This window comes from Pseudomonas pharyngis (assembly GCF_021602345.1).
GTDB lineage: Bacteria > Pseudomonadota > Gammaproteobacteria > Pseudomonadales > Pseudomonadaceae > Aquipseudomonas > Aquipseudomonas pharyngis.
Genome location: NZ_BQID01000011.1, coordinates 75,131 through 98,376, shown reverse-complemented (window position 1 = coordinate 98,376; position 23,246 = coordinate 75,131). Strand labels below are relative to the sequence as shown.

The window sequence follows — 23,246 nt, the reverse complement described above, 5'->3', positions numbered from 1 at the left end:
TTACTCCGCGTTGGCTGCGAGATCGCGCAGCACTTGCATGGCACGTTCGGCTTCGGCCTGACCGACGAACAAATGGTCGTGGTAGTAGCCGGCAATCACGTTGCAGCTGATCCCGGCCTTGCCGAGTGCGGTGGCGAAGGCGGCGGTCAGGCCGACGGCTTCCAGTGCCGAATGCACGTTCAGCGTGATCCAGGCCGCGACGTAGTCGAAGTGGAAACCGGCGCGCTCGGCGTGGGAGCGTTCGAGAATCACCGTCAGGCCTTCCTGTTCACGGAAACTGCCTACGACTTCCAGGCCGCTCGGCAACTCGCCGTCGGACAAGGTGCAGAACACGAATTCGCCGGCATTGAGCTGCGGGCTCATGCTGCGCAGCAGGGTGGTCAACGAGGTTTCGCCAGCCATGGGGGTGATCCTTGATAAAGAGTGCTTGCTGGCTATTCTCCCGGTTGACGCGGTATAAGAAAAACCAATAGTGCTGATCGCTCATTAGGAAAACTGATGTTCGACTACAAATTGCTTTCCGCTCTGGCCGCCGTGGTCGAGCAGGCCGGATTCGAACGGGCGGCGCAGGTGCTGGGTCTTTCGCAATCGGCGATCTCCCAGCGGATCAAACTGCTGGAAGCGCGGGTCGGCCAGCCGGTTCTGGTGCGTGGCACGCCGCCGTCGCCTACCGAAATTGGCCGGCGCCTGCTCAACCATGTGCAGCAGGTGCGCCTGCTCGAACGGGATTTGCAGACGCTGGTGCCTGCGCTGGACGAAGAGGGCCTGCCGGAGCGCCTGCGTATCGCCCTGAATGCCGACAGTCTCGCCACCTGGTGGGCCGAGGCGGTGGGCGACTTCTGCGCCGAACAACATCTATTGCTGGATCTGATTGTCGAAGATCAGACTGTCGGCCTCAAACGCATGCGCGCCGGTGAAGTGGCCGGTTGCCTGTGCGCCAGCGAGCGGCCGGTGGCGGGGGCACGCAGCGTGTTGCTCGGGGCGATGCGCTATCGAGCGCTGGCCAGCCCGGCGTTCATCGAGCGGCATTTCCCCGACGGCGTACGGGCAGAACAATTACCGCGCACCCCGGCGCTGGTGTTCGGCCCTGACGATTTTCTCCAGCATCGATACCTCGCGTCCCTCGGCGTCGATGGCGGTTTCGAACATCACCTGTGCCCGTCGTCCGAAGGTTTCCTCCGCTTGACCGAAGCCGGGCTCGGCTGGGGCCTGGTGCCGGAATTACAGGTCCGCGAGCAGTTGGAGCGCGGCGTGCTGCGCGAACTGTTGCCAGATAAACCGATCGACGTGCCCTTGTACTGGCATCATTGGCGCAATGGCGGTCAGTTGCTCGGGCTGTTGACCGAACAATTGGTGCGCTCGTCGGCGCAATGGCTGGTGCCGTTGGACTGACGGCCAGCGTCAAGACTCACGAATCAGGCAAAACGAAAGACAGCGGAGCTCTACATGAAAATTCTGGTCACCGGCGCAAGCGGCTTCATTGGCGGACGCTTTGCGCGTTTCGCCCTGGAGCAGGGCCTGGACGTGCGGGTCAACGGTCGCCGGGCCGAGGGTGTCGAGCATCTGGTGCGTCGCGGTGCCGAGTTCGTTCAAGGCGATTTGAGTGATCCGGATCTGGTGCGTGAACTGTGCAATGACGTCGAAGCCGTGGTGCATTGCGCCGGCGCGGTCGGCCTGTGGGGCCGTTATCAGGACTTCCATCAGGGCAATGTGCAGGTCACCGAAAACGTGGTCGAGGCCTGCCTGAAGCAACGGGTTCGGCGGCTGGTGCATCTGTCGTCGCCCTCGATCTACTTTGACGGTCGCGATCATCTCGGCCTGACCGAAGAGCAAGTGCCCAAGCGCTTCAAGCATCACTATGCGGCGACCAAATACCTGGCCGAGCAAAAGGTCTTCGGCGCCCAGGAATTCGGCCTCGAAACCCTCGCCCTGCGCCCGCGTTTCGTCACTGGCGCCGGTGACATGAGCATCTTCCCGCGCTTGCTGAACATGCAGCGCAAGGGGCGTCTGGCAATCATCGGCAACGGTCTGAACAAGGTCGATTTCACCAGCGTGCACAACCTCAACGAGGCGTTGCTCAGCAGTCTGCTGGCCGACGCTTCCGCGCTGGGCAAGGCCTACAACATCAGCAACGGCGCCCCGGTGCCGCTGTGGGATGTGGTCAATTACGTGATGCGCAAGATGGAAGTCCCACAGGTCACCAAGTACCGTTCCTACGGTCTGGCCTACAGCGTGGCGGCGCTCAACGAAGGTGTGTGCAAGCTCTGGCCCGGGCGTCCCGAGCCGACCCTGTCGCGTCTGGGCATGCAGGTGATGAACAAAAATTTCACCCTCGACATCAGTCGCGCCCGGCATTATCTGGACTACGATCCGAAAGTCAGTCTGTGGACGGCCCTCGATGAGTTCTGTGGCTGGTGGAAGGCTCAGGACATTCGTTGATACGAATCTGCCGGCCGGCACTGAACCGCGTCACGGCTTGAGGGTCAACCCCAGCGGCCGCGGGGTTTATACTTCGCGCCAATCTGTCATCACCGCGTTTCACAAAGGTTGCCTCAATGTCCATGCGTAACGATGCCCACGACGATTTCGACGATGTACCGAGCCTGCGCGCCGATACCCTCGATGACGACGATTTTCCGGTCACCGCCCGCACCACCGTGCATTCGCGCACGCCACCCGTGGTCAAGGTCAAGACTGCCAGCACCGGGCCGTTATGGGCACTGGTTGGCGCGCTGTTCTTCGCATTCATTGGTCTGGCCTGGTGGAGCTTCCAGCAGATTTCGCTGATGGAGCAGCAACTGGTGGCGACCCAGGAAAGTTTCGCGCGCATCAGTGAGGAAGCGGCGGGGCGCCTGCAGGACATTTCCGGCAAGGTCGTGGCCAGCCAGACCAACGTCACCACCGACAGCGAAGCCCTGAAGCTGCAGATCAAACAGCTGCAAAGTGCGCTTCAGGATCAGAGCAAACAGCAACAAGGCGTGGCCGGGCAGGCGACGGATCTGGACAAGCGCCTGGCGCAGATGACCGCCCAGACCACCGAACAGCAGAACGCCAACACCCAGTTGCAAGCCCAGGTCAAAGCCCTGAGCGCCGAACTGGCAACGCTGAAAAGCACCCCGGCCGATACCAGCAAGGTCGACGCCCAGCTCAAGAGCTTCGATGCCCAGGTGAAGGGCTTCGATGCGCAGTTCAAGAGCCTCGGTGCCGACATCACGGCTCTGAAAAAACAAGGCAATCCGAGCGCCGCTATCGATCGTCTGGAGCAGGAAATCGTCATCCTCAAGAGCGAGCAGGACAACCGCCCGGCCGCTGCGCAGGGTGGCACCAACACCGCCGAGTTCGACGCGTTCCGAGCGCAGATGACCCGCAACATCAACACCCTGCAAGCGCAGATCCAGAACCTGCAACAGCAACTCAACGCGCGTCCGTAAGCCTCTTGTGTGGCGAGGGCGCGCGCCCTCGCCACAGCAACATTCAGAAGCGTTCTGAATATCCATACATGCCTTCAGGCCGTCTACGCTCTTGAAACACCAACAAGAACGAGGGATGCGTCATGGGGTTTGTGCACAAGCTGGCCTGGCTCGGTGCGGTACTGCTGTTGAGTTTCGGTCAGGCCAACGCGGCCACCACTGAAAAAGTCGACAGCAAGGCTGCCATCGCCTTGCTGGAAAAGGCTCTGGCCTATTACCACGACAACGGCGACAAGGCGTTTGCGGCGTTCAGCCGTCAGGGCGAATTCGTCGACAAGGATCGCTATGTGTTCGTGGTCGATACCAAGGGCGTGATGCTCGCCAGCGGTGGGCCGTCATCGGCGTTGATCGGGCGCGACGTCAGCGAAGTCCTCGGGCCGGACTTGCAGAAGTCCTTCAAGGACGCCTTGAAAGTGCCGGAAGGCAACGGCATCCAGCAGGCCGAATACCGCTGGCAGAACTGGTCCGACGGCAAGGTCGAGCGCAAGCACGTTTACTATCAACGCGTCGGTCAGCGGATTCTGGCGGTGGGTTATTACCTGCCGCGCGCGTCGGCGGAGCAGGCGAAAGCGTTGCTCGACAAGGCCGCCACTGACCTGACTAAAGACGAGAAGGGCACGCTGTCCGCGATCAACTCACTCAAGGGCGGTTACCTGCAGGACGACCTGTATGTGTTCGTGGTCAATCTCGACAACCACCGCTACGTCGCCCATGGCACCAACCTGCGGCTGATCAACACCGATTTCGCCAAGGTCGACGACCCGGAGGGCAAACCGGTGGGCGAACCGATTCTGGCGCTGATCGGCAAGCAAGATGAGGGCGAGTACGAGTACCGCTGGAAAAATCCGGTGACCGGCAAGGTCGAGAACAAGCATGCCTACCTGAAAAAGGTCGGGAACATGCTGGTGGCGGTCGGTTATTACAGTGCTTGATTGCTGAAAGCTCCCATGCCGCGCGTGGGAGCGATCGGCATCAATCAGCGGGCGCCGTGCTCACGGCCCCGCAGCAACCGGTTCGGCATCGCAATCGCCGCCGCCAGCCCGAGCAGCGACACCGCCGCGCTGACCATCAGCAAATGGCGGAACGTCACCAGCAGTTCGGCACGCAAGGCATTCTGCGCATCGCCGGGCGCCGCGTTCAGGCCGTCGAGCAGCACGTTGCCGGAATGCCCTTCGCTCATCAGCGAGCTGCCGGCCAGGTGGGCGAAACTGGAGTCCTGCAACAACGCCAGCAACAGCGCCGACATCAACGCCACGCCCACCGCGCCGCCCAGTGAGCGGAACAGGTTGGTGGTGCTGGTGGCGACGCCAATATCCTTTTGCTCCACCGAGTTCTGCGTACCGACCAGCGAAGTCGGAAACTGCATGCCACCGGCGATCCCGCTGAGCAGCATGAACAGGCTGCTGAGCAGCGTGGCATCGGGCGGGCTGAAGGCCATGCCAAGGATCGAGATCGGCATCAGCAGCGCGCCGCTCAGAATCTGCGGTTTATAGCGTCCGGTGATCGAAGTGCGGCGTCCGGCGAAATACGCGCCGATCGGTAATCCCATCGCCAGCGGCAGCAAGTGCAATGCAGCGCTGTCCGCCCCAGCACCGGTCACGCTCTGGAAGCGCAGCGGCATCAGCACGATCAGGGAAATCGCCTGGAAGCTGCAAAAGAAAATCGTGCACCAGCACAGCAGGGCGCTGCGGTTGGTGAACAGGTGCATCGGCAACAACGGCTCCCGGGCGCGCCGCTCGTGCCAGACGAACACCGCCAGTACCGCCACCGCGCAAGCGAAGAGACCGAGCACTTCGCTGCTGCGCCACGCATGGCCCTGGCCGACCTGAGTGATCGCCAGCAACAGAGCGGTCAGGCCGATGATCATCAACAGTGTGCCGAGATAATCGATGACCGGTTTGCGCTGGGGAATCGGCAGGCCGATCAGGTTGCGTCGCGCCACCCAGTACGCGCCGAGGCCCAGCGGCAGGTTGATCAGGAACACCCAGCGCCACGACAGGTACTCGGTCATGTAGCCGCCGAGCACCGGGCCGGCAACGCTGGCCACCGCATACATGCTGGAGAAATAGCCCTGATAACGCCCGCGTTCGCGAGGCGGCACGATGTCGCCGATGATCGCCTGACTCACCGAAATCATCCCGCCAGCGCCGATGCCCTGGAAAATCCGCGCCAGCACCAGTTGCTCCATGCTCTGGGCCATGCCGCAGAACAGCGAGGCGAGGGTGAACAGGCCCATGCCGAACAGCATCAGTTTGCGCCGCCCGTACAGATCGCCGAGCTTGCCGTAGATCGGCACCGCCACGGTCATCGCCACCATGTAGCCGGAAATCACCCAGGCCAGCAGGCTGACGTCCTTGAACTGTGCGGAAATGGCCGGCATGGAAACGGCGACGATGGTCTGGTCGAGCGCGCCGAGAAAGATCGCCATCATCAGCGCGACCAGTACGCTGCGAATGGCCGGTTTGGGCGTTTCGGGATGGTTGAGATTGGTCACGGGCGAACCTGCGGGCAGTGATTGACCCGCAGTGCCAGGGCGAGCGGGTGAGTGCTCGCCAGTGTAAGTCGGTAGGAAGCTATTCGATAGCCTCATAAGGAAGCCCGACGTAATTTTCTGCAATGGTTTTTTGACCGGCCTCCGAGCTGACAAAGTAGTCCAGTTCCGAAGCGCAGATCCGCTGGCTGAAATCATCGTGCTCGTCGAAGCGGTGCAGCATCGAAGTCATCCACCAGGAAAACCGCTCGGCTTTCCACACCCGGCGCAGGCAGATTTCCGAGTATTTCTCCAGCAAGTCAGTGCGACCTTCGCGGTAAACCTTCAGCAAAATCCTGAACAGCGTGCTGACATCGCTGGCCGCCAGATTCAGCCCCTTGGCGCCGGTCGGCGGAACGATGTGCGCCGCGTCCCCAACGAGAAACATCCGCCCGTATTGCATCGGCTCGACCACAAAGCTGCGCAGCGGCGCGATGCTCTTTTCAATCGACGGACCGGTCACCAGTTTCTGCGCCAGATCCTCCGGCAGACGCTTGCGCAGTTCATCCCAGAAACGCTGATCCGACCAGTCGTCGACGTTTTCTTCGGCGGGCACTTGCAGGTAATAACGGGTGCGGGTCGCCGAGCGCATGCTGCACAGGGCGAAGCCGCGCTCGTGGCGGGCGTAGACCAGTTCCTCGTGAATCGGTGGCGTGTCGGCGAGAATCCCCAGCCAGCCAAACGGATAAACCCGTTCGAAGACTTTCAGGCAATCCTCGGGAATCGACTGCCGGGCCACGCCGTGGAAACCGTCGCAACCGGCGATGTAGTCACAATCGACGCGCCAGGTTTCGCCGTCCTTTTCGAAGGTGACATAAGCTTCGTCGCTTTTCATGTCACAGGGAACGACATGGCGGGCTTCGTAGATGGTCTGCCCTCCGGTCTCCCGACGAGCGGCCATCAGGTCGCGAGTGACCTCGGTCTGGCCATAGACCATCACGGTTTTTCCACCGGTCAGGGCTTGCAGGTCGATGTGGATCCGGCGCCCGTCGAGGGCCAGTTCGAACCCGCCGTGCACCAGCCCTTCGGCGTCCATCCGCTGACCCACGCCAGCCTCGCGCAACAGCTCTACCATGCCTTGTTCAAGCACGCCGGCGCGGATTCGGCCGAGCACGTAGTCAGGTGTCTGGCGCTCCAGAATCAGGGTGTCGATGCCGGCGTTGTGCAGCAGTTGGCCGAGCAGTAATCCGGACGGACCGGCGCCGATGATGGCGACTTGGGTTTTCAGCGTTTTCATTGTTTTTATGACTCGCAAGCTTCACGCGACAACGGCCGGTGAATGAGTTTCAGGATTCGAGTGCTTGCATTTTTCCCTTGCGGGTCTGTCAATTGAAGGTGAAAACTGAGCCGATACCTGTACATTCTGCCAATCGGTGCGATTATCGCCCGCAAACCTCGAGGCCTGGATTGAAGTGATGAACAAGCCTGACCTGCCTTCGATTCCGGTGTTCAAGCTCTACGGTGAAAGCCTGGACTGGCCGACCCCTGACTTGCTGCACTGTGAAACCATTTCCAAACGCAGCCGCGAACACCAATGGGAAATCAAACCCCACCGCCACGCCGATTTGTGCCAGTTGCTCTTCGTATTCAAAGGTCAGGCAGAGCTTGAAATCGAAGGCCAACGCACGCAACTGAACGAAACCGCGATCCAGATCCTGCCGCCGTTATCGGTGCATGGATTCCGTTTTTCCGAGGACGTCGAAGGATTCGTCGTCACCCTCGCCACTCCGTTGATCAACCATTTGCAGGCGCAACTGGGCAGCGCGGTGCAGGCCCTGGCCCAGGCCGAAAGCTATCCGGCGGGCAAGGACGCGGATTACCTCAACAGTCTGTTTGCCGCGTTGCAGGCCGAGTACAACGGCCATCAACCGGCACGTGAAATGCTCATGCATTCGCTGGTCAGTGTGATCATGGTCTGGGTCAGCCGTCAGGCGATCCGCCGTCACAACGCCACGCAACGCCCGCAGCGTCAGCGCGAATACCTCAACGGGTTCATTCAGCTGGTGGAAGAAACCTACCGCCAGCACGTCAAGGTCGAAGACCTGGCCCATCGGCTGGGGATTTCCGTCTCGCACCTCAACGGCACCTGCCGTGAACTGGCGGGGCAGCCGGCGTTGCAGATCATGCACGAGCGTCAGTTGCTGGAAGCCAAGCGTCTGCTGACGTACACCAGCATGACCATTTACGAGATGTCCGAGGTGTTGGGGTTTTCCGATCCGACCAACTTCACGCGCTTGTTCCGGCGCCGGGTGGGGATCTCGCCAAAGGCGTTCCGCGACCGCTTGAAGGCCGAGCAGAACGACGACGCCTGAGCCCTTTATCAGCGCAGGGCGTTGAGGGTGGCGTTGTGAGGGATGCAGCGCTCGAAGTTGCAGCTCGCGTATTCACGGGGCAGTTGCCGCAACTGCTCCACGCGCCATGCCGCGGTGCCGTACAGCGCCAGCGTGGCCGCGCAGGTGATGAAAATCGCGAGGTATCTTCTTGTTCTGGTGTTCATGGCGTTGACCTCTGAACGAATACCCTTGGGTACTACTTTCAGCATAGGTCAGCGCCGTGGAGTTGCCAGCGGCTCTGTGAACGGCTTTACAGTCCGATATCCCACTGCGGGTTTTCGGGAAAACGCTGCACCAGAAAGTCCAGCATGCAGCGCAACGCTGCCGGCATGTGCTTGCGCGAGGCATACACGGCATAGATGCTCATCTGCCGGGGCTCGGCGTGGGGCAGCAGGCGCACCAGTTCGCCGCTGTGAATATGTGCCCCGGCCAGATAGGTCGGCAGCATCGCCACGCCGGCGCCGGCCAGGGTCGCGCGCAGCAGGGTGCTGGCCTCGTTGGCGCTGATGTTGCCCTGCACCGGCACCGAGACCGGTTCGCCATCCTCCTCGAAATGCCACAGGCTCTTGCCGAAATAGGAATGGGTCAGGCAGTTGTGCCGGCTCAGATCTTCAACCCGCTGCGGCTGCGGATGTTCCCGCAGATAGGCGGGTGCGGCGCAGACCACCGAACGGCAGACCGTCAGACGCCGGGCGATCAGGTTGGGGTCGAGGTCATTGCTGGTGCGGATCGCCAGGTCGATGCGTTCGTCCACCAGGTTCACCGTGCGATCGAGCATTTGCAGGTCGATGCTCACTCCCGGATACGCTTTGACGAACACCGCCATGGCATCGGCCAGTTGCGCCTGACCGAACGAGGTGCTGACGCTGATCCGCAGCAACCCCCTTGGTGCATCGGCGGGTTCGCTGACGGCGGCCTGCATGTCACCGGACAGCTCCAGCATCTGCCGGCAGCGCGGCAGGATTTCGTTGCCGGCGGCGGTCAGGCTCAACTTGCGCGTGGTGCGGTGCATCAGACGCGCCCCGACCCAGTCTTCCAGTTCCGCCAGATACCGCGACACCACCGGCCGCGACAGGTCCAGGTGATCGGCCGCCGCCGACTGGCTGCCCAGATCCACCACCGTGACAAACACCCGCATTGCTTGGAGACGATCCATGATTTGCCCGCTTTCAGAAACAAACTATGTCCAAGCATCGCATTTTTTGTAACGAGTCTGGCAACTAAGCTCTGTCCCCATCGCCAAGCACGGCATTCGAACAGCGGAGCAACCCATGATCGGCTTCACCACCCTCAAGCGCGTTTTACTGGCCACCGCCACCCTCGGCTTTGCTGCCCACGCAGCGGCCGCGAATCTGACCCTCGATGTCTACAACCCGGGCACCCACGCGATCTTCCCGGTGACTTCGGTGCTGGTCAGCGGCGAGAAGGACGCGATTCTGGTGGACGCCCAGTTCGGCAAATCCCAGGCCGAGCAAGTGGTGGAAAAAATCCGCGCCAGCGGCAAGCAATTGACCACCATCTACATCAGCCACGGTGACCCGGATTACTACTTCGGTCTCGACACCCTGATCAAGGCATTCCCGAATGCCAAGGTGCTGGCCTCGCAACCGACCGTTGATCACATCAAGCAAACCGTCGACGGCAAACTCGCCTTCTGGGGCCCGAAAATGGGCGCCGACGTGCCGGCCAAAACCATCGTACCGGGCGTGCTCAAAGGCGACAGCCTGATGCTCGAAGGGCAGAAACTGCAGGTGATCGGCCTTGACGGCAAACAGCCGGATCGCAGCTTCGTGTGGATTCCTTCGTTGAAAGCGGTGGTCGGCGGTGTGGTCGTCGCCGAGAACATCCACGTGTGGATGGCCGACACCCAGACCGCGCAATCCCATGCCGACTGGCTGCAAACCCTGCACTCGATCGAAACCCTGAAACCGAAAACCGTGGTGCCCGGTCACTACCTGGGTGACAGCGCCCGTTCGCTGGCGGCCGTGAAATTCACCGCCGACTACATCAAGGCGTTCGATGCCGAAACTGTCAAGGCCAAGGACTCTGCCGCGCTGATCGCCGCGATGAAAAAACGCTACCCGACACTGGGCGAAGAAAGCTCGCTGGAGCTGAGCGCCAAAGTCGCCAAGGGCGAAATGCAGTGGTAATCCGATTCTGAAAAACGCAGCACTCTCAAGCCAACTGGAGAATGTCATGAGCAAGATCGCAATCATTGGTGCCACCGGCCGTGCCGGCAGCCAACTGCTGGAAGAAGCCCTGCGTCGCGGCCACAGCGTCACCGCCATCGCTCGGGATACCTCGAAGATCGGCGCTCGTGCCGGTGTGGTCAGCAAGAATGTCGACGTGCTGGACGCTGCGGCGTTGCAGGACGCCGTCGCCGGTCAGGATGTGGTGATCAGCGCCGCGCATTTCGCCACGGTGCCGGCCAGCGCGCTGATCGGTCCGGTGAAACAGGCCGGGGTGAAACGTCTGCTGGTGGTCGGCGGTGCCGGTTCGCTGTTGCTGCCGGACGGCACCCGCGTGATCGACAGCGCCGGTTTCCCGGCCGAGTACAAGGCTGAGGCCAGCGCTGGTGCGGCGTTCCTTGATGCACTGCGTCAGGAGAAGGAACTGGACTGGACATTCCTGTCGCCGTCGGCGCTGTTTGTCGAAGGCGAGCGCACCGGTAAGTTCCGGGTCGGCAAGGATGACTTGCTGGTGAGTGATGACGGTCAGAGTTCGATCAGCTTTGCCGACTACGCGATTGCGCTGATCGACGAAGTGGAAACACCGAAGCATTCGCGTCAGCGGTTTACCGTCGGTTATTGAGGGTTTTGGGTGGTTTTCGGGGTTTGTGTCTGATCCGAAAATTGGCCCTCATCGGAACGCCGCCCGCCCAGCACTCTCCCGGAGGGAGAGGGAGCCGACCGAGTTGTCTGACGTGATTCATCGACCTGAAAGTTCGAGTCGATTATGGATTCGGTACAGCACGTTCAGGTCGGCGTAATTTTCGAGCATCCCACGATCGGACCCCTCTCCCTCCGGGAGAGGGCTGGGGTGAGGGGGGGGGGCCTCACCGCGTATGAGCCTGCTCAACCAACCACCCCATCAATTCCTGCAACTTCGCCGACGGCTCCGACGCCGGCGCGACGATGTAATAGCCCAGTCCCGTCTTCACCTTCAGATCGAACGGCATCACCAGTCGCCCGGCGTTCAAGTCGTCGCCGATCAGTGACCAGTCGCCGATCGCCACACCCGTCCCATGGGACGCCATCGACATCGCCTGATCCAGCGTCTCGAAATGCTGACCGCTGGCGATATTGCTCAGGTGCAGTTCGGCGGCGTTGAGCCAGAGTGTCCAGTCGTCATCGGTGTGAGTCGGGTGCAGCAGCAGATGCTGTTGCAGATCTGCCGGTGTGTGCAGGGCCGGTCCGCCGTTGAGCAGCGTCGGTGAGCAGACCGGCGTCAGTTGTTCATCGAACAGATGCAGGGTCGCAGGAGAGTCGTGTGGCGCGGTGCCGTAGATCACCGCCGCGTCGAACTGCTCGCGATGAAAATCCACCCCGTGTTGCAGCGACGCCGTGAGCTTCACCGGCACGTCCGGACGCTCGCGCTGCCAGTGCAGCAGGCGCGGCAACAACCAGCGCATCACGCAGCTCGGCGCCTTGAGTTGCAGGGTTTCGCGTTTGGCGCCGATCTGCTCCACCGAATCGCCGATCAGGCTGAACACTTGCTGCACCCGTGGCAGCCATTCGCGACCTTCGGCCGTCAGCTCCAGGCCCCGGGCCAGGCGAATGAACAGCTCATAACCCAGATGTTCCTCCAGCCCGGCGATCTGTCGGCTCACCGCACCCTGGGTGATGTGCAACTGCTCGGCGGCCCGGGTGAAGTTGCAGCACTGCGCGGTGATCAGAAACGTGTGCAGGGCGGGCAGGGGAGGCAGTCGTTTCATGTGGATCCAAGGTATGACGTGAGGACATGGCTAGTATGAGCTTTTATCGATTGTTGCGGCTACGGGTCGCCCGTTTCAATGAGGCCAATCACCGGTTCCTTTAAAGCCCGGTGCCTCAACGAACAAGAAGGGCAAAGACATGGCGACGTGTGGCGAAGTACTGGTCAAGTTACTCGAAGATTATGGGGTCGAGCAGGTGTTCGGCATTCCCGGTGTGCATACCGTGGAGCTGTATCGCGGGCTGGCCCGTTCGAGCATCAACCACGTCACCCCGCGCCATGAACAGGGCGCCGGCTTCATGGCCGACGGCTACGCCCGCACCAGTGGCAAACCAGGTGTGTGCTTCATCATCACAGGTCCAGGCATGACCAACATCACCACCGCGATGGGCCAGGCTTACGCCGATTCGATCCCGATGCTGGTGATCTCCAGCGTGCAGTCGCGCAGTCAACTGGGCGGCGGACGCGGCAAGCTGCATGAGCTGCCGAACCAGAGCGCACTGGTCGGCGGCGTGGCGGCGTTCTCCCACACCCTGATGTCGGCGTCCGAATTGCCGGGCGTGCTGGCCCGTGCTTTCGCGCTGTTCCAGGCCGGGCGTCCGCGTCCGGTGCACATTGAGATTCCACTGGACGTGCTGGTCGAAGAAGCCGACGAACTGCTGACCAGCGTGCCGGTCAACATCGACCGCGCCGGTGCTGCGCCGGCCGCCGTGAGCCGCATGACTGAACTGCTGGCCGGCGCCCAGCGTCCGCTGATCCTCGCCGGTGGCGGCGCCATCGACGCCGCTGCCGAACTCACCGAACTGGCCGAACTGCTCGACGCACCGGTGGCCCTGACCATCAACGCCAAAGGCATGCTGCCGTCCAGCCACCCGCTGTTGATCGGATCGACTCAGAGCCTCGTGGCGACGCGCGCCTTGGTGGCCGATGCCGACGTGGTCCTGGCGATTGGCACCGAACTGGCGGAAACCGACTACGACGTGACCTTCGCCGGCGGTTTCGAAATCCCCGGCAAGTTGCTGCGCGTCGATATCGATCCGGACCAGACCGTGCGCAATTACCCGCCGCACGTGGCGCTGGTGGCCGACTCGCGCAACGCGGCACAAGCGCTGCTCAGTGCGCTGTCGCACAAACCGCTGGCCGAGCGCCGCAACGATTGGGGCCAGGTACGCGCCGCCCGTCTGCGTGAAGACCTGGCCGCAACCTGGGATGCCCCGATGCTGGCCCAGACCCGTTTCCTCGAAACCGTGCTGCACGAATTGCCGAACGCGGTGTTCGTCGGCGACTCCACGCAACCGGTGTACACCGGCAACCTGACCTTCAACCCGGAGCGCCCGCGCCGCTGGTTCAACTCGTCCACCGGTTACGGCACTCTCGGTTACGCCTTGCCGGCGGCGATTGGCGCATGGCTCGGCGGCTCTCTGGAACATGGCGCGCGTCCGCCGGTGGTGTGCCTGATCGGCGATGGCGGTCTGCAATTCACCCTGCCGGAACTGGCCAGCGCCGTGGAAGCGCGCACGCCGGTGATCATCCTGCTGTGGAATAACCAGGGTTACGAAGAGATCAAGAAATACATGGTCAACCGTGCCATCGAGCCGGTGGGCGTGGACATCTACACCCCGGACTTCATCGGTGTGGCCAAGGCCCTGGGTTGCGCGGCCGAGGCGATCAGCTCCGCCGAACACCTGCGCAGTGCATTGCGCGCCGCCACCGATCGTCAGGGCCCGACCCTGATCGAGATCGACCAGACCCAATGGATGAAGGCGGTGGCCCAATGATGAATTTCCCGACCACACTCGACGGCCTGTACATCAACGGCCAATGGTCCGCCGGGCGCGAACACCTGCGTGTGATCAACCCGGCCACCGAAGCACTGCTGACCACGGTCAACGGCGGTGACGAAAGCGCCGTCAATCAAGCGGTAACGGCGGCGACCGAAGCCTTCAAAAGCTGGTCGAAAACCACCGGCGCCGAGCGCGGCGCGATCCTGCGCAACATCGCCAATGGCGTGCGCAACGGTCGCGAACATCTGATGAAGTTGCAGTCGAGCAACAACGGCAAACCGCAGTTCGAAGCGGGCATCGATGTCGATGACGTGATCGCCACCTTCGAGTACTACGCCGAACTCGCCGAAGGCCTCGATGCGAAACAGGACAGCAACGTGCCGCTGCCCAGCGACGACTTCAGCGCACGTCTGCGCCGCGAGCCGTGCGGTGTCGTCGGGCTGATCGTGCCGTGGAATTTCCCGATGGTCACCACCGCGTGGAAACTCGCCCCGGCCCTGGCCGCCGGTTGCTGCGTGGTGCTCAAACCGTCTGAAGTCACGCCGCTGCCGGAGTTGGAACTGGCGACCATCATCGCCGAATCCGGTTTGCCAAAAGGCGTGTTCAACCTGGTGTGCGGCACCGGTCTGGCAGTCGGTGCGCCGCTGTCGGCAGACCCGCGCATCGCCAAGATTTCCTTCACCGGCAGCAACGCCGTCGGTGTGCAGGTGATGCAGCGCGCCGCTGAAACCGTGAAGGGCGTGAGCCTGGAACTGGGCGGCAAGTCCTCGCTGCTGATTCTTGAGGATGCCGACCTGGATCTGGCGGTGGAGCTTGCCTGCGGTGGCGGCTTCTTCAATGCCGGGCAGATGTGCTCGGCCACCAGCCGGGTGCTGGTCGCCGATGAACTGGCCGACGAATTCCTGATTCTTCTGAAGGCCCGCGCGGAAAAAATCCGTGTCGCCGATCCGTTCGATCCTGACGTCGAGATGGGCGCACTGGTCAATCAGGTGCAGTACCAACGGGTGCTCGGTCACATCGACCGTGGTTTGAGTGCCGGGGCAAAGCTGATCTGTGGCGGCAATCGTCCCGCCGATCTGCCGCGCGGCTATTTCTTGCAGCCGACAATCTTCACCGAAGTGCCCCTCGACAGTGCGCTGTGGTGTGAAGAGATTTTCGGCCCGGTGATCTGCGTGCGCAGTTTCGCTACGGAAGCCGAGGCGATTGCCTTGGCCAACGACAGCCAGTTCGGTCTGGTGGCCAGCGTGGTCACGCGCAATGCCGAGACCGCGGATCGGGTCGCCAACGCCTTGCAGGCGGGGCTGGTGTGGCTCAACGCGCCGCAGGTGATCTTCCCGCAGACCGCGTGGGGCGGCTACAAACAGAGCAGCCTCGGCCGCGAATTGGGGCCGTGGGGCCTGGCGGCATTTCAGGAAATCAAGCACGTGATCCGCGCCCTCTGAATGCCCGAAAAAGGTCAGCGCATGCCTCGCAACGAGGCATGCGCCGGCGTCATGGCTCCAATGAGTTTTTATCGATAGTCAGGTGTTTTGCACGACCTCAGGATGAACCCGCAGACCATGCTCAAGCCCTTTGAAACCGGGCGCTTGAGCAATCTCGGTCAAGCAGATGCAAGGGTTGCGATCAATCTCATACTTACAAGAATAATGGGAGTCCCAAATGGGCGAGCACGATCTGAACAGGCGTCAATTCATCAAAACCGTCGGCGTGGCTTCGGTGGCTGCGGCGGCCATGAGCATGCCCTTCATCCGGGCCAGTGCCAGCGACACCCGCTTCGCCGGCAAGACCCTGCGGCTGCTGACCTGGTCCGATGACACGGGCCTGGCTGCACTGCGCAACATCGCTGCAACGTTCGAAGCCAAGACTGGCGCCAAAGTGATTGCCGACCGCACCGGCAGCACCTCGGAAATGGTCGCCAAACTCAAGGCCGGCGGTGACCGTCCGCAGTACGACATCATCACTCTGGCTGGCGTTGGCGCCGAAGGTCTGGCCGCTGCCGGGCTGCTGGAAAAACCCGATCTCAACCGCATTCCCAACCTGGTCGACGTCCCGGAAAAATACCGCACCGGCGCCAACGGTCACGGCATCGGTTACCTGCTGTGGTGCAACAGTCTGGTCTACAGCACTCGTACCCAGAGCACCGCGCCGGACAGCTACGCCGCGCTGTGGGACGCCGATCTGGCGCCGAACATTTTCCTGCCGCCGCCGAACTGGACCGAGGCCATGGACCTGATCATCATCGCCGCCAAACTGGCCGGTGGTGACGAGCACAACATCGAGCCAGGGTTCAAGAAACTCGCCGAGCTGAAAGACCGCGTGGTGACCCTTGGCGAAAACCCCAACCAGATTGCCGAGCTGTTTCGCACCGGTTCCCTGGACATGGGCGGCCTATATGCCCCGGCGTTTTTCCCCAAGCAGATCCGTGATCCGAACTATGGCCTCGGTGCCACGTTCGGCATGAAGGAAGGTTTCTACACCGACCTGATGCTTTCGGTGATGCCGAAGAACCGTCCGGGCGACACCGACCTGGCCTACGCCTTCATCGACCACTCCCTCGACCCGCTGGTGCAGGGCAAGATGGCCGAAGACATCTTCAACGGCCCGGTCAACGCCAAGGCGATCATCTCCGCCGAAGCGCGCAAGAGCCCGTTCATCCTCACGCCGGAGCAGATCGCGGAGAAGGCGATCATGCACGACAACGCCTTCCTGGCGACCGTGCATGACCAGTGGATTCGTCGCTACACGGAAATCTTTTCTTCCTGATCGAGTGACGTACTCAGGCTCTCAAGCACCGAAAGTTCTTGTGGGAGCGAGCCTGCTCGCGATAGCAATCTGTCAGCCGACGTTGTTGGTGAATGTCAGTCCGCATCGCGAGCAGGCTTGCTCCCACAGAGGGCCAGGTGAGCTTGAAGCCGTTGTTTTTCCATTGACGAGATCATTGCTATGGAACATCAATCCCTGACCCAACCGGTCGGCACGGGTGACGTGCGCCCGGCGCGCGGTGTTTCGCCGACCGCGCGGGCGTGGTTTTTCCTCACGCCGTCGATGCTGTTTCTCGGCGTGCTGATTGCCGCCAGCCTGCTGGTGCTGCGCATGAGCGTCGGCACCAAGGGCGCGGAGTGGTCGGGCTTCAGCCTGGCCAGTTACGCGCAGTTGCTCGAACCCTACTACCTCAAATCGTTGCTGCTGACCTTGCGTCTGGCGCTGATCAGCGCGGTGATCGCGGTGGTGCTGGCGATCCCGGTGGCGTACACCATGTCGCGTCTGACCTCGCCGTTCGTGCGGCGGATCTTTCTGGCGGCGGTGCTGTTGCCGCTGCTGGTCAACCTATTGCTGCAAAGCTACGGCTGGCTGGTGATCCTCGGCCCCGGCGGCATGCTCAACCAGACCTTGATGGGCCTCGGTCTGATCAAGCGCCCGATCATGTTGCTGTACAACCAGAACGGCGTGTTGATGGGCCTGGTGCAGACCGCGTTTCCGCTGGCCGTGCTGCCGATTGCCAGCGCCATGCGCGGCGTCGCCCGCAGCTACGAAGAGGCTGCCGCGACGCTGGGCGCCAGTCGTTTTCAGGTGTTCCGTCAGGTGGTGCTGCCGATGAGCCTGCCGGGGATCATCACCGGCGCGACCCTGGTGTTCGCCTACAACGCCAGCAGCTTCGTGGTGCCGCTGTTGCTCGGCGGTCGGCGAGTGCCAATGCTCGCGGTGATGGTGCATGACCAGATCGCCCCGCTGATGAACTGGCCTGCCGCGTCCGCCGCCGGGGTGGTGCTGATCGTCACCACGCTCGCCATCATGACCTTGTCCGAATACATCACCGGCCGCCGTCGCCGTCTGCTGGAGGCTTCGCAATGAGTGCCCTGTTCAAGAAGCGTCAGTCGCTGTTGCCGGGCGACACCGGCAAGTTTGCCGGCATCCTCTCCGGGATCATTCTGCTGCTGGCCGTGTTGCCGATCCTGACCATGATCGTGATGTCGTTCAGCGGTGCGTCGAACCTCGACTTCCCGCCGAGCAGCTACAGCCTGCAGTGGTACAAGGCGGCGTGGCACACCTTCGTCTCGCCCGATGCCAGCGATGTTTTGAGCCTCGGCCAGGCCATGGGCACCAGTTTGCTGGTGGCGTGCCTGACGATGATTTTCGCCACGCTGATCGCGGTGCCGGCGGCCTACGCGCTGACCCGTTGCGAGTTCCGTGGCAAGGGTGTGGCGCTGCAATTGATGTCGCTGCCGCTGGTGTTCCCGATGGTGGTGCTGGGGTTGGCCTTGCTGCTGGTATTCGACAGCCTGCCGTTCCACATGACCACCTCGCGGCTGGTGATTGCCCACGTGATTCTGGCGCTGCCGTTCGTGGTGAAGAACTGCACGGCGGCCATGCTCTCCATCGGCAGCGAAGTCGAAGAAGCCGCGCAGATGCTTGGCGCGTCGCCATTGAGGGCCATCGTCGATGTGGTGGTGCCGTTGATGAAGTCGGGGATTCTGGCGGGGATGCTGCTGGCGTTCATCGTCTCGTTCAACGAATTCACCGTGACCTATTTCCTCTACACCATCGACGTCATGACCGTGCCGATCTGGATGTACAGCCGCACCGTGTCATCGCTCGACCCTACCGTGTTCTCGTTTGCCGTGCTGATCGTGCTGATCGACTTCGTCCTGATCTGGGCGCTGGAGAAGCTGGTCGGTGAAGGCGGCGTGTCCTTTTGATTTCTTGAGGTGATTTTATGTCTGGTCTGATTCTGGAAAACGTCGAGAAACACTACGGCTCAGCCTGCGCGGTAAAAGACGTCAACCTGCATTTGCCCGAGGGCAAACTGGTGTGCTTCCTCGGCCCGTCGGGCTGCGGCAAGACCACGTTGCTGCGGACGATCGCCGGGCTGGAAACCCTCACCGGCGGCGAGATCCGCCTGGACGGCGAGGACATCGGCCACACCCCGGCGCACCTGCGCAACTTCGGCATGGTGTTTCAGTCGCTGGCGCTGTTCCCGCACATGACCGTGGGCGAAAACATCGCCTATCCGCTGAAACTGCGCGGCGTCAGCAAGGCCGATCAACAGGCGCGAGTGGTGGAGTTGCTGGAGTTGATCCAGCTGCAACCGATGATCGATCGCCCGGTGGCCAAGCTCTCCGGCGGCCAGCGTCAGCGAGTGGCGATTGCCCGGGCGATTGCCTCGCACCCGAAAATCCTGTTGCTCGACGAACCTCTGTCGGCGCTCGACGCCAAGTTGCGCGAGTCGATGCAGGTGGAAATCCGCCAGCTGCAACAACGCCTGAACATCACCACGATCATGGTCACTCACGATCAACGCGAGGCCATGACCATGGCCGATATCGTGGTGGTGCTGGGCGAGCATCGGGTGCAGCAGGTGGGTACGCCGATTGAAATCTATCGGCACCCGGCCAACGAATTCGTCGCGGACTTTATCGGCTCGGGGAATATTTTCCCGGCCACCGCGCTGGGCGATGGCAAGGTCGTGCTGCCGGGCGGCGATGCCCTGCAAGTGCCGATCTGCAGCAGCATCGTGGTCGGGCAGAAAGTGAAAATGCTGATCCGCCCCGAAGACCTGCAACTGTCGGCGCCGCAGGCCACGGCGGGCAATCGTCTGCTGGGCAAGGTGACGTTTGTGCGGGATATCGGCGCGACGATCGAGACTACGGTGGAGTGTTCCGGGGTGACCTTCACGGCGCTGAGTACGCCGTGTCAGGGGATTGGGTTGGGGATCGGGCATCCGGTGTCGGTGACGTTGCCCAGTGAGGCGTGTCGGGTGCTCGGCGCTTGATTACGCTTCTGCTCGAAATCGCTCCCTCACCCCAGCCCTCTCCCGGAGGGAGAGGGAGCCGACCGAGGTGTCTGGCGTTATCCGTCGACCTGTGAGATCGAGTCGATTATGGATTCGGTAAAGCAATTTCAGGTCGGTGTATTTCGTCAATATCCCCCAATCAGTTCCCTCTCCCTCCGGGCGGTCCGACGTTTCGGGAGGGCTAGGGTGAGGGGCTTTTGAGAGTCAGACGGTCAGCCGCAACCGCGCCAGATCCCTCAACGGCGGCGCCCCAAACAGCCGGCTGTACTCGCGACTGAACTGCGAAGGGCTTTCATACCCCACCCGATACCCGGCCGCCGACGCCTCCAGCCCCTCAGCCAGCATCAAACGCCGCGCCTCTTGCAGGCGCAGTTGCTTCTGATACTGCAATGGACTCATCGCCGTCATCGCCTTGAAGCGGTGATGCAAGGTCGAGACGCTGAGGTTCACTTCCTTCGCCAGGTCATCAATGCGCAGCGGCTGTTCGAAGTTGCCGTTGAGCCATTTGATCGCCTGGCTGATGCGGTGGCTCTGGCTGTTGGCGATAGCGATTTCGTACAGCCGATGCCCCTGCGGGCTGCGCAGCAAGCGATAGAGAATCTCCCGGCGGATCAGCGGCGCGAGCATGGCGATGTCTTTAGGTGCGTCGAGCAGGCGGGCCAGACGCAGCACCGCATCGAGCATGGCGCTGTCGATTTTCTCCACATACAGACCACGCCCGGTCGGCCGGGTCGGTACGCCCATCGGACCGGCGTCGGCGATCAGCGCGGTGATTTCCGCAGGATCAATGTCCAGGCGCACGGCGAGGATCGGCTCCTCCGGCGAGACATTCACCACCCGTCCACTCAACGGCATCGAGACCGACACCACCAGATAATTGAGCGGGTCGTAATTGAAGAACTCATCCGCCAGCCGTACCTCTTTGCGCCCCTGGGCCATGATGCACAGCGCCGGTTGCGCAAGCACCGGGGCGAAGTCATGGGACTGGGTGTGGCGCGACATGAACAGCGAACCGACGGCAGTGGCATAACTGCCATCTTCGGACGTGTTGCGGCGGATGATCGCCGCCAGTTCCGCGCGCTGCTTTTCCATGTCGGCATCGGGTGGCGCTTGAAAACGATCGAATGACGTCACGTGCGGCATCCTCGGCAAAGTCGGTGGAGTGGAGCAGAGCATAAGTTTGTGCAAGCCAGGGCGGTAGACACATCCTGCGAAATGCTTGCCTGATCCTGCATTGGGTTGTTGGCCCGTCCAGCCATAGCAGGACGCAGGTGGTCAGAGTTGCCCGAAATCGGTGTGACAGGACGGTGACAGGAATTTACGACTTGTTACAGGTCTGCAAGACAGTCTCGCAGGATTGTGCAACGCGACGGCAGGAATCGACTAACGGCGAACGGGGAGCGGCCCTTAACCTTGAATCCTGTCGCAGCCCGTCCCCGGCTGCCACGCGACTCCCTGGGAGGGTTGAACATGTCCAAGCAGATTCCCGTCAGTCATATGGCCTTCGTTCGAGCGCGTGCCGGACGTTCGGCGGAACTCGGCATGCGCCTGAGCGCCCTGATCGAACCGTCCCGCGCCGCCCCCGGCTGCCTGAGCTTTGCCTTGCAGCATTCGCAGTGTGATCCCGAGTTGTGGCTGGTCTCCGGTTTCTGGAGCAACCAGCAGTCGATGACCGCGTACTTCAGCAGCCCGTCGATGGAAGTCTTTGCCGAGCTGGTGCAGGACCTGGTGGTCAACAGCCTGGATTTCCACACGTTCAAGGAAGTCTCGGCCGCACAGGCCGTAGGGCAATGCACTGCGCCGGTACACAAACTTGCCGGTTGAATGTTTAATGTCCGGCTTATCCGACTGAGCCAGGACCTGCGATATGGCACGTAAAGAGTTCGAACACTTCGAAGCGGTTTCCGCTGTAGTCCCCGTCGAGTTGGGCGGCAACAAGGGTTATCACGCGGCAATCGCCGTCAAGGCCCTGGTCGACGGCGGTGCGCCGCGCTTTCACAAGCTTCTGAATGATCAGGTTTTCCCCGGCGCCATCGCGGCCGATGAAGCCGCGATCAATGAGCTGGACAAGCTCAAGGGCGTCACCGACGACGCCGAGCTGATCTGGTAAGCGCTTACTTCGTCGCCCCCGGGCGCCACATCTTGAACAACGCCTCCGGCCCCAGCTGGAAGTAGTCCGCCGGCCCGCCGCCCCGCAGAATCGGTTCGGCGGCGGCGGTGTCGTAGATCCCGTCCTTCAACAGCCACTTGGCAATGTGCACGGCGACCACTTCGCCGAGCACCAGCCAGCTCGGCACGGTCTCGCCGTCGGCGCGCTGCAACTGAATGATCTGGGTGACCTTGCACTCGAAGGACACCGGGCTTTCGGCCACGCGCGGCACGGCAATCACCTTCGACGCCACCGGCGTCAGCCCCGCCAGTTCGAACTCATTGACCTGCGGCCCGACCATCGCGCAGCTCTGGTTCATTTGCTCGGCCAGCGGGCGGGTGGCGAGGTTCCAGACGAATTCGCCGGTCTGCTCGATGTTGTTAAGGCTGTCTTTGCGCCCGACGCTGGAGAACCCGATGATCGGCGGAATGTAGTTGAACGCGTTGAAAAAGCTGTAGGGCGCCAGGTTCAGCCGACCCTCGGCATCCTGCGAAGAAATCCAGCCGATGGGACGCGGGCCGACGATGGCGTTGAACGGGTCGTGGGGCAGGCCGTGGCCGTTGGCCGGTTCGTAGAAATGGATGTCATCGGGCATGGCGGGTGTTCCTGGAAACGGCTGTCAGAGAGCGGCCATAGTGCAAGGACGGGCGGCTGATTTCCAGCCCTCCAGACATGACTAAGCCCGGCCGAAGCCGGGCTGTGGTGTGTGTATTTGATGATCAGCTGATGGCTGCGGCAGTGCCGGTTTTATCGAAACCGTCGGCAGCGATGGCGTTGGCAGTACCGGTTTTATCGAAACCATCTGCGGCGATAGCGTTGGCAGTGCCGGTCTTGTCGAAACCATCCGCAGCAACGGCTTTGCCGACGTTGGTCTTGTCGAAGCCGTCAGCAGCGTAGGTGCCGGTGTGGCTGGTTTCGATGGCGGCGCTGGCGCCGGAAATGAAGTCGGCGGATTTGGTTTTGTCCGAGCCATCGGCGGCGAAGGTGTTGGCGGCCAGTACGGACAGGGTCAGGGCGAGGATCAGTTTGGTTTTCATGGTCGTTGTCTCCGGGTTCGTTGGCGATGTGTTTCGCATGGGGTTCATGCTACGCCAACTAAATTGATTAAAAAGCGCAAAATAATGCTAAAAACAATCGATTAAATTGATATTAAGGGCGACGCATTCAATTCGCTTTCGTCGTCGCAGCGAGCGTCGCGCAGTTAATCGATCAGGTAGGTGCAGGATGCGGCAGGGGCATTAACCGGTGATTAATCG

Annotated in this window: 24 protein-coding genes; 15 read left to right on the top strand and 9 right to left on the bottom strand. The window is 61.9% G+C overall.

The genetic code is table 11. From position 1 onward, the window contains the following. Entirely contained in the window at positions 1-402 is a 402-nt protein-coding gene (locus tag L6D74_RS21915; protein WP_236190349.1) for an ACT domain-containing protein, read from the bottom strand. Between the two features lie 96 nt (positions 403-498). Here L6D74_RS21915 and L6D74_RS21910 point away from each other — a divergent pair, with 96 nt between their 5' ends. The 4 genes from L6D74_RS21910 to L6D74_RS21895 all read left to right on the top strand — a co-directional run bounded on the left by L6D74_RS21910 (position 499) and on the right by L6D74_RS21895 (position 4,402). After that, positions 499-1,392 (top strand): LysR family transcriptional regulator ArgP, encoded by an 894-nt coding sequence (locus L6D74_RS21910; protein ID WP_085647266.1) that lies wholly within the window; start codon positions 499-501, stop codon positions 1,390-1,392. Between the two features lie 54 nt (positions 1,393-1,446). Beyond that, positions 1,447-2,439, top strand: a complete 993-nt coding sequence (locus L6D74_RS21905) for an NAD-dependent epimerase/dehydratase family protein (protein ID WP_039765898.1) — start codon at positions 1,447-1,449, stop codon at positions 2,437-2,439. 116 nt (positions 2,440-2,555) lie between these two features. Further along, positions 2,556-3,431: an ATPase gene (locus L6D74_RS21900; RefSeq protein ID WP_236190347.1), complete on the top strand. Its 876-nt coding sequence runs from the start codon at positions 2,556-2,558 to the stop codon at positions 3,429-3,431. A 122-nt stretch (positions 3,432-3,553) separates the two neighbouring features. After that, complete coding sequence (locus L6D74_RS21895; RefSeq protein ID WP_236190346.1) at positions 3,554-4,402, top strand: cache domain-containing protein; 849 nt, start codon at positions 3,554-3,556, stop codon at positions 4,400-4,402. A gap of 44 nt (positions 4,403-4,446) precedes the next feature. Here L6D74_RS21895 and L6D74_RS21890 read toward each other — a convergent pair whose 3' ends face one another. Next, positions 4,447-5,964 (bottom strand): MDR family MFS transporter, encoded by a 1,518-nt coding sequence (locus tag L6D74_RS21890; protein ID WP_064599095.1) that lies wholly within the window; start codon positions 5,962-5,964, stop codon positions 4,447-4,449. A gap of 79 nt (positions 5,965-6,043) precedes the next feature. Further along, complete coding sequence (gene pobA / locus L6D74_RS21885; RefSeq protein ID WP_373874482.1) at positions 6,044-7,228, bottom strand: 4-hydroxybenzoate 3-monooxygenase; 1,185 nt, start codon at positions 7,226-7,228, stop codon at positions 6,044-6,046. A 187-nt stretch (positions 7,229-7,415) separates the two neighbouring features. Here pobA and L6D74_RS21880 point away from each other — a divergent pair, with 187 nt between their 5' ends. Next, positions 7,416-8,312, top strand: coding sequence for a helix-turn-helix domain-containing protein (locus tag L6D74_RS21880; protein ID WP_085610843.1), 897 nt, complete (start codon positions 7,416-7,418; stop codon positions 8,310-8,312). A gap of 8 nt (positions 8,313-8,320) precedes the next feature. Here the strand turns inward: L6D74_RS21880 and L6D74_RS21875 are convergent, their stop codons facing one another. Further along, a complete protein-coding gene (locus L6D74_RS21875; protein WP_007953274.1) occupies positions 8,321-8,497 on the bottom strand; it encodes a hypothetical protein in 177 nt (58 codons plus the stop codon). 86 nt (positions 8,498-8,583) lie between these two features. After that, complete coding sequence (locus L6D74_RS21870) at positions 8,584-9,489, bottom strand: LysR family transcriptional regulator (RefSeq protein WP_236190345.1); 906 nt, start codon at positions 9,487-9,489, stop codon at positions 8,584-8,586. A gap of 115 nt (positions 9,490-9,604) precedes the next feature. Between L6D74_RS21870 and L6D74_RS21865 the strand changes: the two genes are divergently transcribed. Next, the gene (locus tag L6D74_RS21865; protein WP_236190344.1) at positions 9,605-10,483 is read left to right on the top strand and encodes an MBL fold metallo-hydrolase; all 879 of its coding nucleotides are present in this window, start codon (positions 9,605-9,607) and stop codon (positions 10,481-10,483) included. A gap of 46 nt (positions 10,484-10,529) precedes the next feature. Next, positions 10,530-11,144: an NAD(P)-dependent oxidoreductase gene (locus L6D74_RS21860; RefSeq protein ID WP_236190343.1), complete on the top strand. Its 615-nt coding sequence runs from the start codon at positions 10,530-10,532 to the stop codon at positions 11,142-11,144. Positions 11,145-11,388: 244 nt separating this feature from the next. On the opposite strand, the gene L6D74_RS21855 is transcribed toward L6D74_RS21860, so the two are convergent. Then, complete coding sequence (locus L6D74_RS21855; RefSeq protein WP_236190342.1) at positions 11,389-12,267, bottom strand: LysR substrate-binding domain-containing protein; 879 nt, start codon at positions 12,265-12,267, stop codon at positions 11,389-11,391. 139 nt (positions 12,268-12,406) lie between these two features. Here L6D74_RS21855 and L6D74_RS21850 point away from each other — a divergent pair, with 139 nt between their 5' ends. The 6 genes from L6D74_RS21850 to L6D74_RS21825 all read left to right on the top strand — a co-directional run bounded on the left by L6D74_RS21850 (position 12,407) and on the right by L6D74_RS21825 (position 19,820). After that, on the top strand, positions 12,407-14,044 hold the full coding sequence (locus L6D74_RS21850) for a 5-guanidino-2-oxopentanoate decarboxylase (RefSeq protein WP_236190341.1): 1,638 nt from the start codon (positions 12,407-12,409) through the stop codon (positions 14,042-14,044). Continuing rightward, positions 14,044-15,492, top strand: a complete 1,449-nt coding sequence (locus tag L6D74_RS21845; protein ID WP_236190340.1) for an aldehyde dehydrogenase family protein — start codon at positions 14,044-14,046, stop codon at positions 15,490-15,492. Before L6D74_RS21850 ends, L6D74_RS21845 begins: the two co-directional genes overlap by 1 nt. A gap of 217 nt (positions 15,493-15,709) precedes the next feature. Then, a complete protein-coding gene (locus L6D74_RS21840) occupies positions 15,710-16,813 on the top strand; it encodes an extracellular solute-binding protein (protein ID WP_064383797.1) in 1,104 nt (367 codons plus the stop codon). A 180-nt stretch (positions 16,814-16,993) separates the two neighbouring features. Then, entirely contained in the window at positions 16,994-17,902 is a 909-nt protein-coding gene (locus tag L6D74_RS21835) for an ABC transporter permease (RefSeq protein ID WP_039765919.1), read from the top strand. Next, positions 17,899-18,747, top strand: coding sequence for an ABC transporter permease (locus L6D74_RS21830; RefSeq protein ID WP_221398011.1), 849 nt, complete (start codon positions 17,899-17,901; stop codon positions 18,745-18,747). The genes L6D74_RS21835 and L6D74_RS21830 overlap by 4 nt, the downstream gene beginning before the upstream one ends. Positions 18,748-18,764: 17 nt before the next feature. Next, the gene (locus L6D74_RS21825) at positions 18,765-19,820 is read left to right on the top strand and encodes an ABC transporter ATP-binding protein (RefSeq protein ID WP_236190339.1); all 1,056 of its coding nucleotides are present in this window, start codon (positions 18,765-18,767) and stop codon (positions 19,818-19,820) included. A 225-nt stretch (positions 19,821-20,045) separates the two neighbouring features. Here L6D74_RS21825 and L6D74_RS21820 read toward each other — a convergent pair whose 3' ends face one another. Further along, positions 20,046-20,975 carry an AraC family transcriptional regulator gene (locus L6D74_RS21820; RefSeq protein WP_064383794.1) on the bottom strand — a complete coding sequence of 310 codons (930 nt, stop codon included), beginning with the start codon at positions 20,973-20,975 and terminating at the stop codon, positions 20,046-20,048. A 336-nt stretch (positions 20,976-21,311) separates the two neighbouring features. Here L6D74_RS21820 and L6D74_RS21815 point away from each other — a divergent pair, with 336 nt between their 5' ends. Both L6D74_RS21815 and L6D74_RS21810 read left to right on the top strand, forming a co-directional pair. Beyond that, entirely contained in the window at positions 21,312-21,665 is a 354-nt protein-coding gene (locus L6D74_RS21815; RefSeq protein ID WP_064599069.1) for a putative quinol monooxygenase, read from the top strand. A gap of 43 nt (positions 21,666-21,708) precedes the next feature. After that, on the top strand, positions 21,709-21,951 hold the full coding sequence (locus tag L6D74_RS21810; RefSeq protein ID WP_007960172.1) for a hypothetical protein: 243 nt from the start codon (positions 21,709-21,711) through the stop codon (positions 21,949-21,951). 4 nt (positions 21,952-21,955) lie between these two features. On the opposite strand, the gene L6D74_RS21805 is transcribed toward L6D74_RS21810, so the two are convergent. Continuing rightward, positions 21,956-22,585, bottom strand: coding sequence for a flavin reductase family protein (locus L6D74_RS21805; protein WP_085606680.1), 630 nt, complete (start codon positions 22,583-22,585; stop codon positions 21,956-21,958). A 124-nt stretch (positions 22,586-22,709) separates the two neighbouring features. Beyond that, on the bottom strand, positions 22,710-23,027 hold the full coding sequence (locus L6D74_RS21800) for a hypothetical protein (RefSeq protein WP_085610837.1): 318 nt from the start codon (positions 23,025-23,027) through the stop codon (positions 22,710-22,712). Between the last annotated feature and the right edge of the window lie 219 nt (positions 23,028-23,246).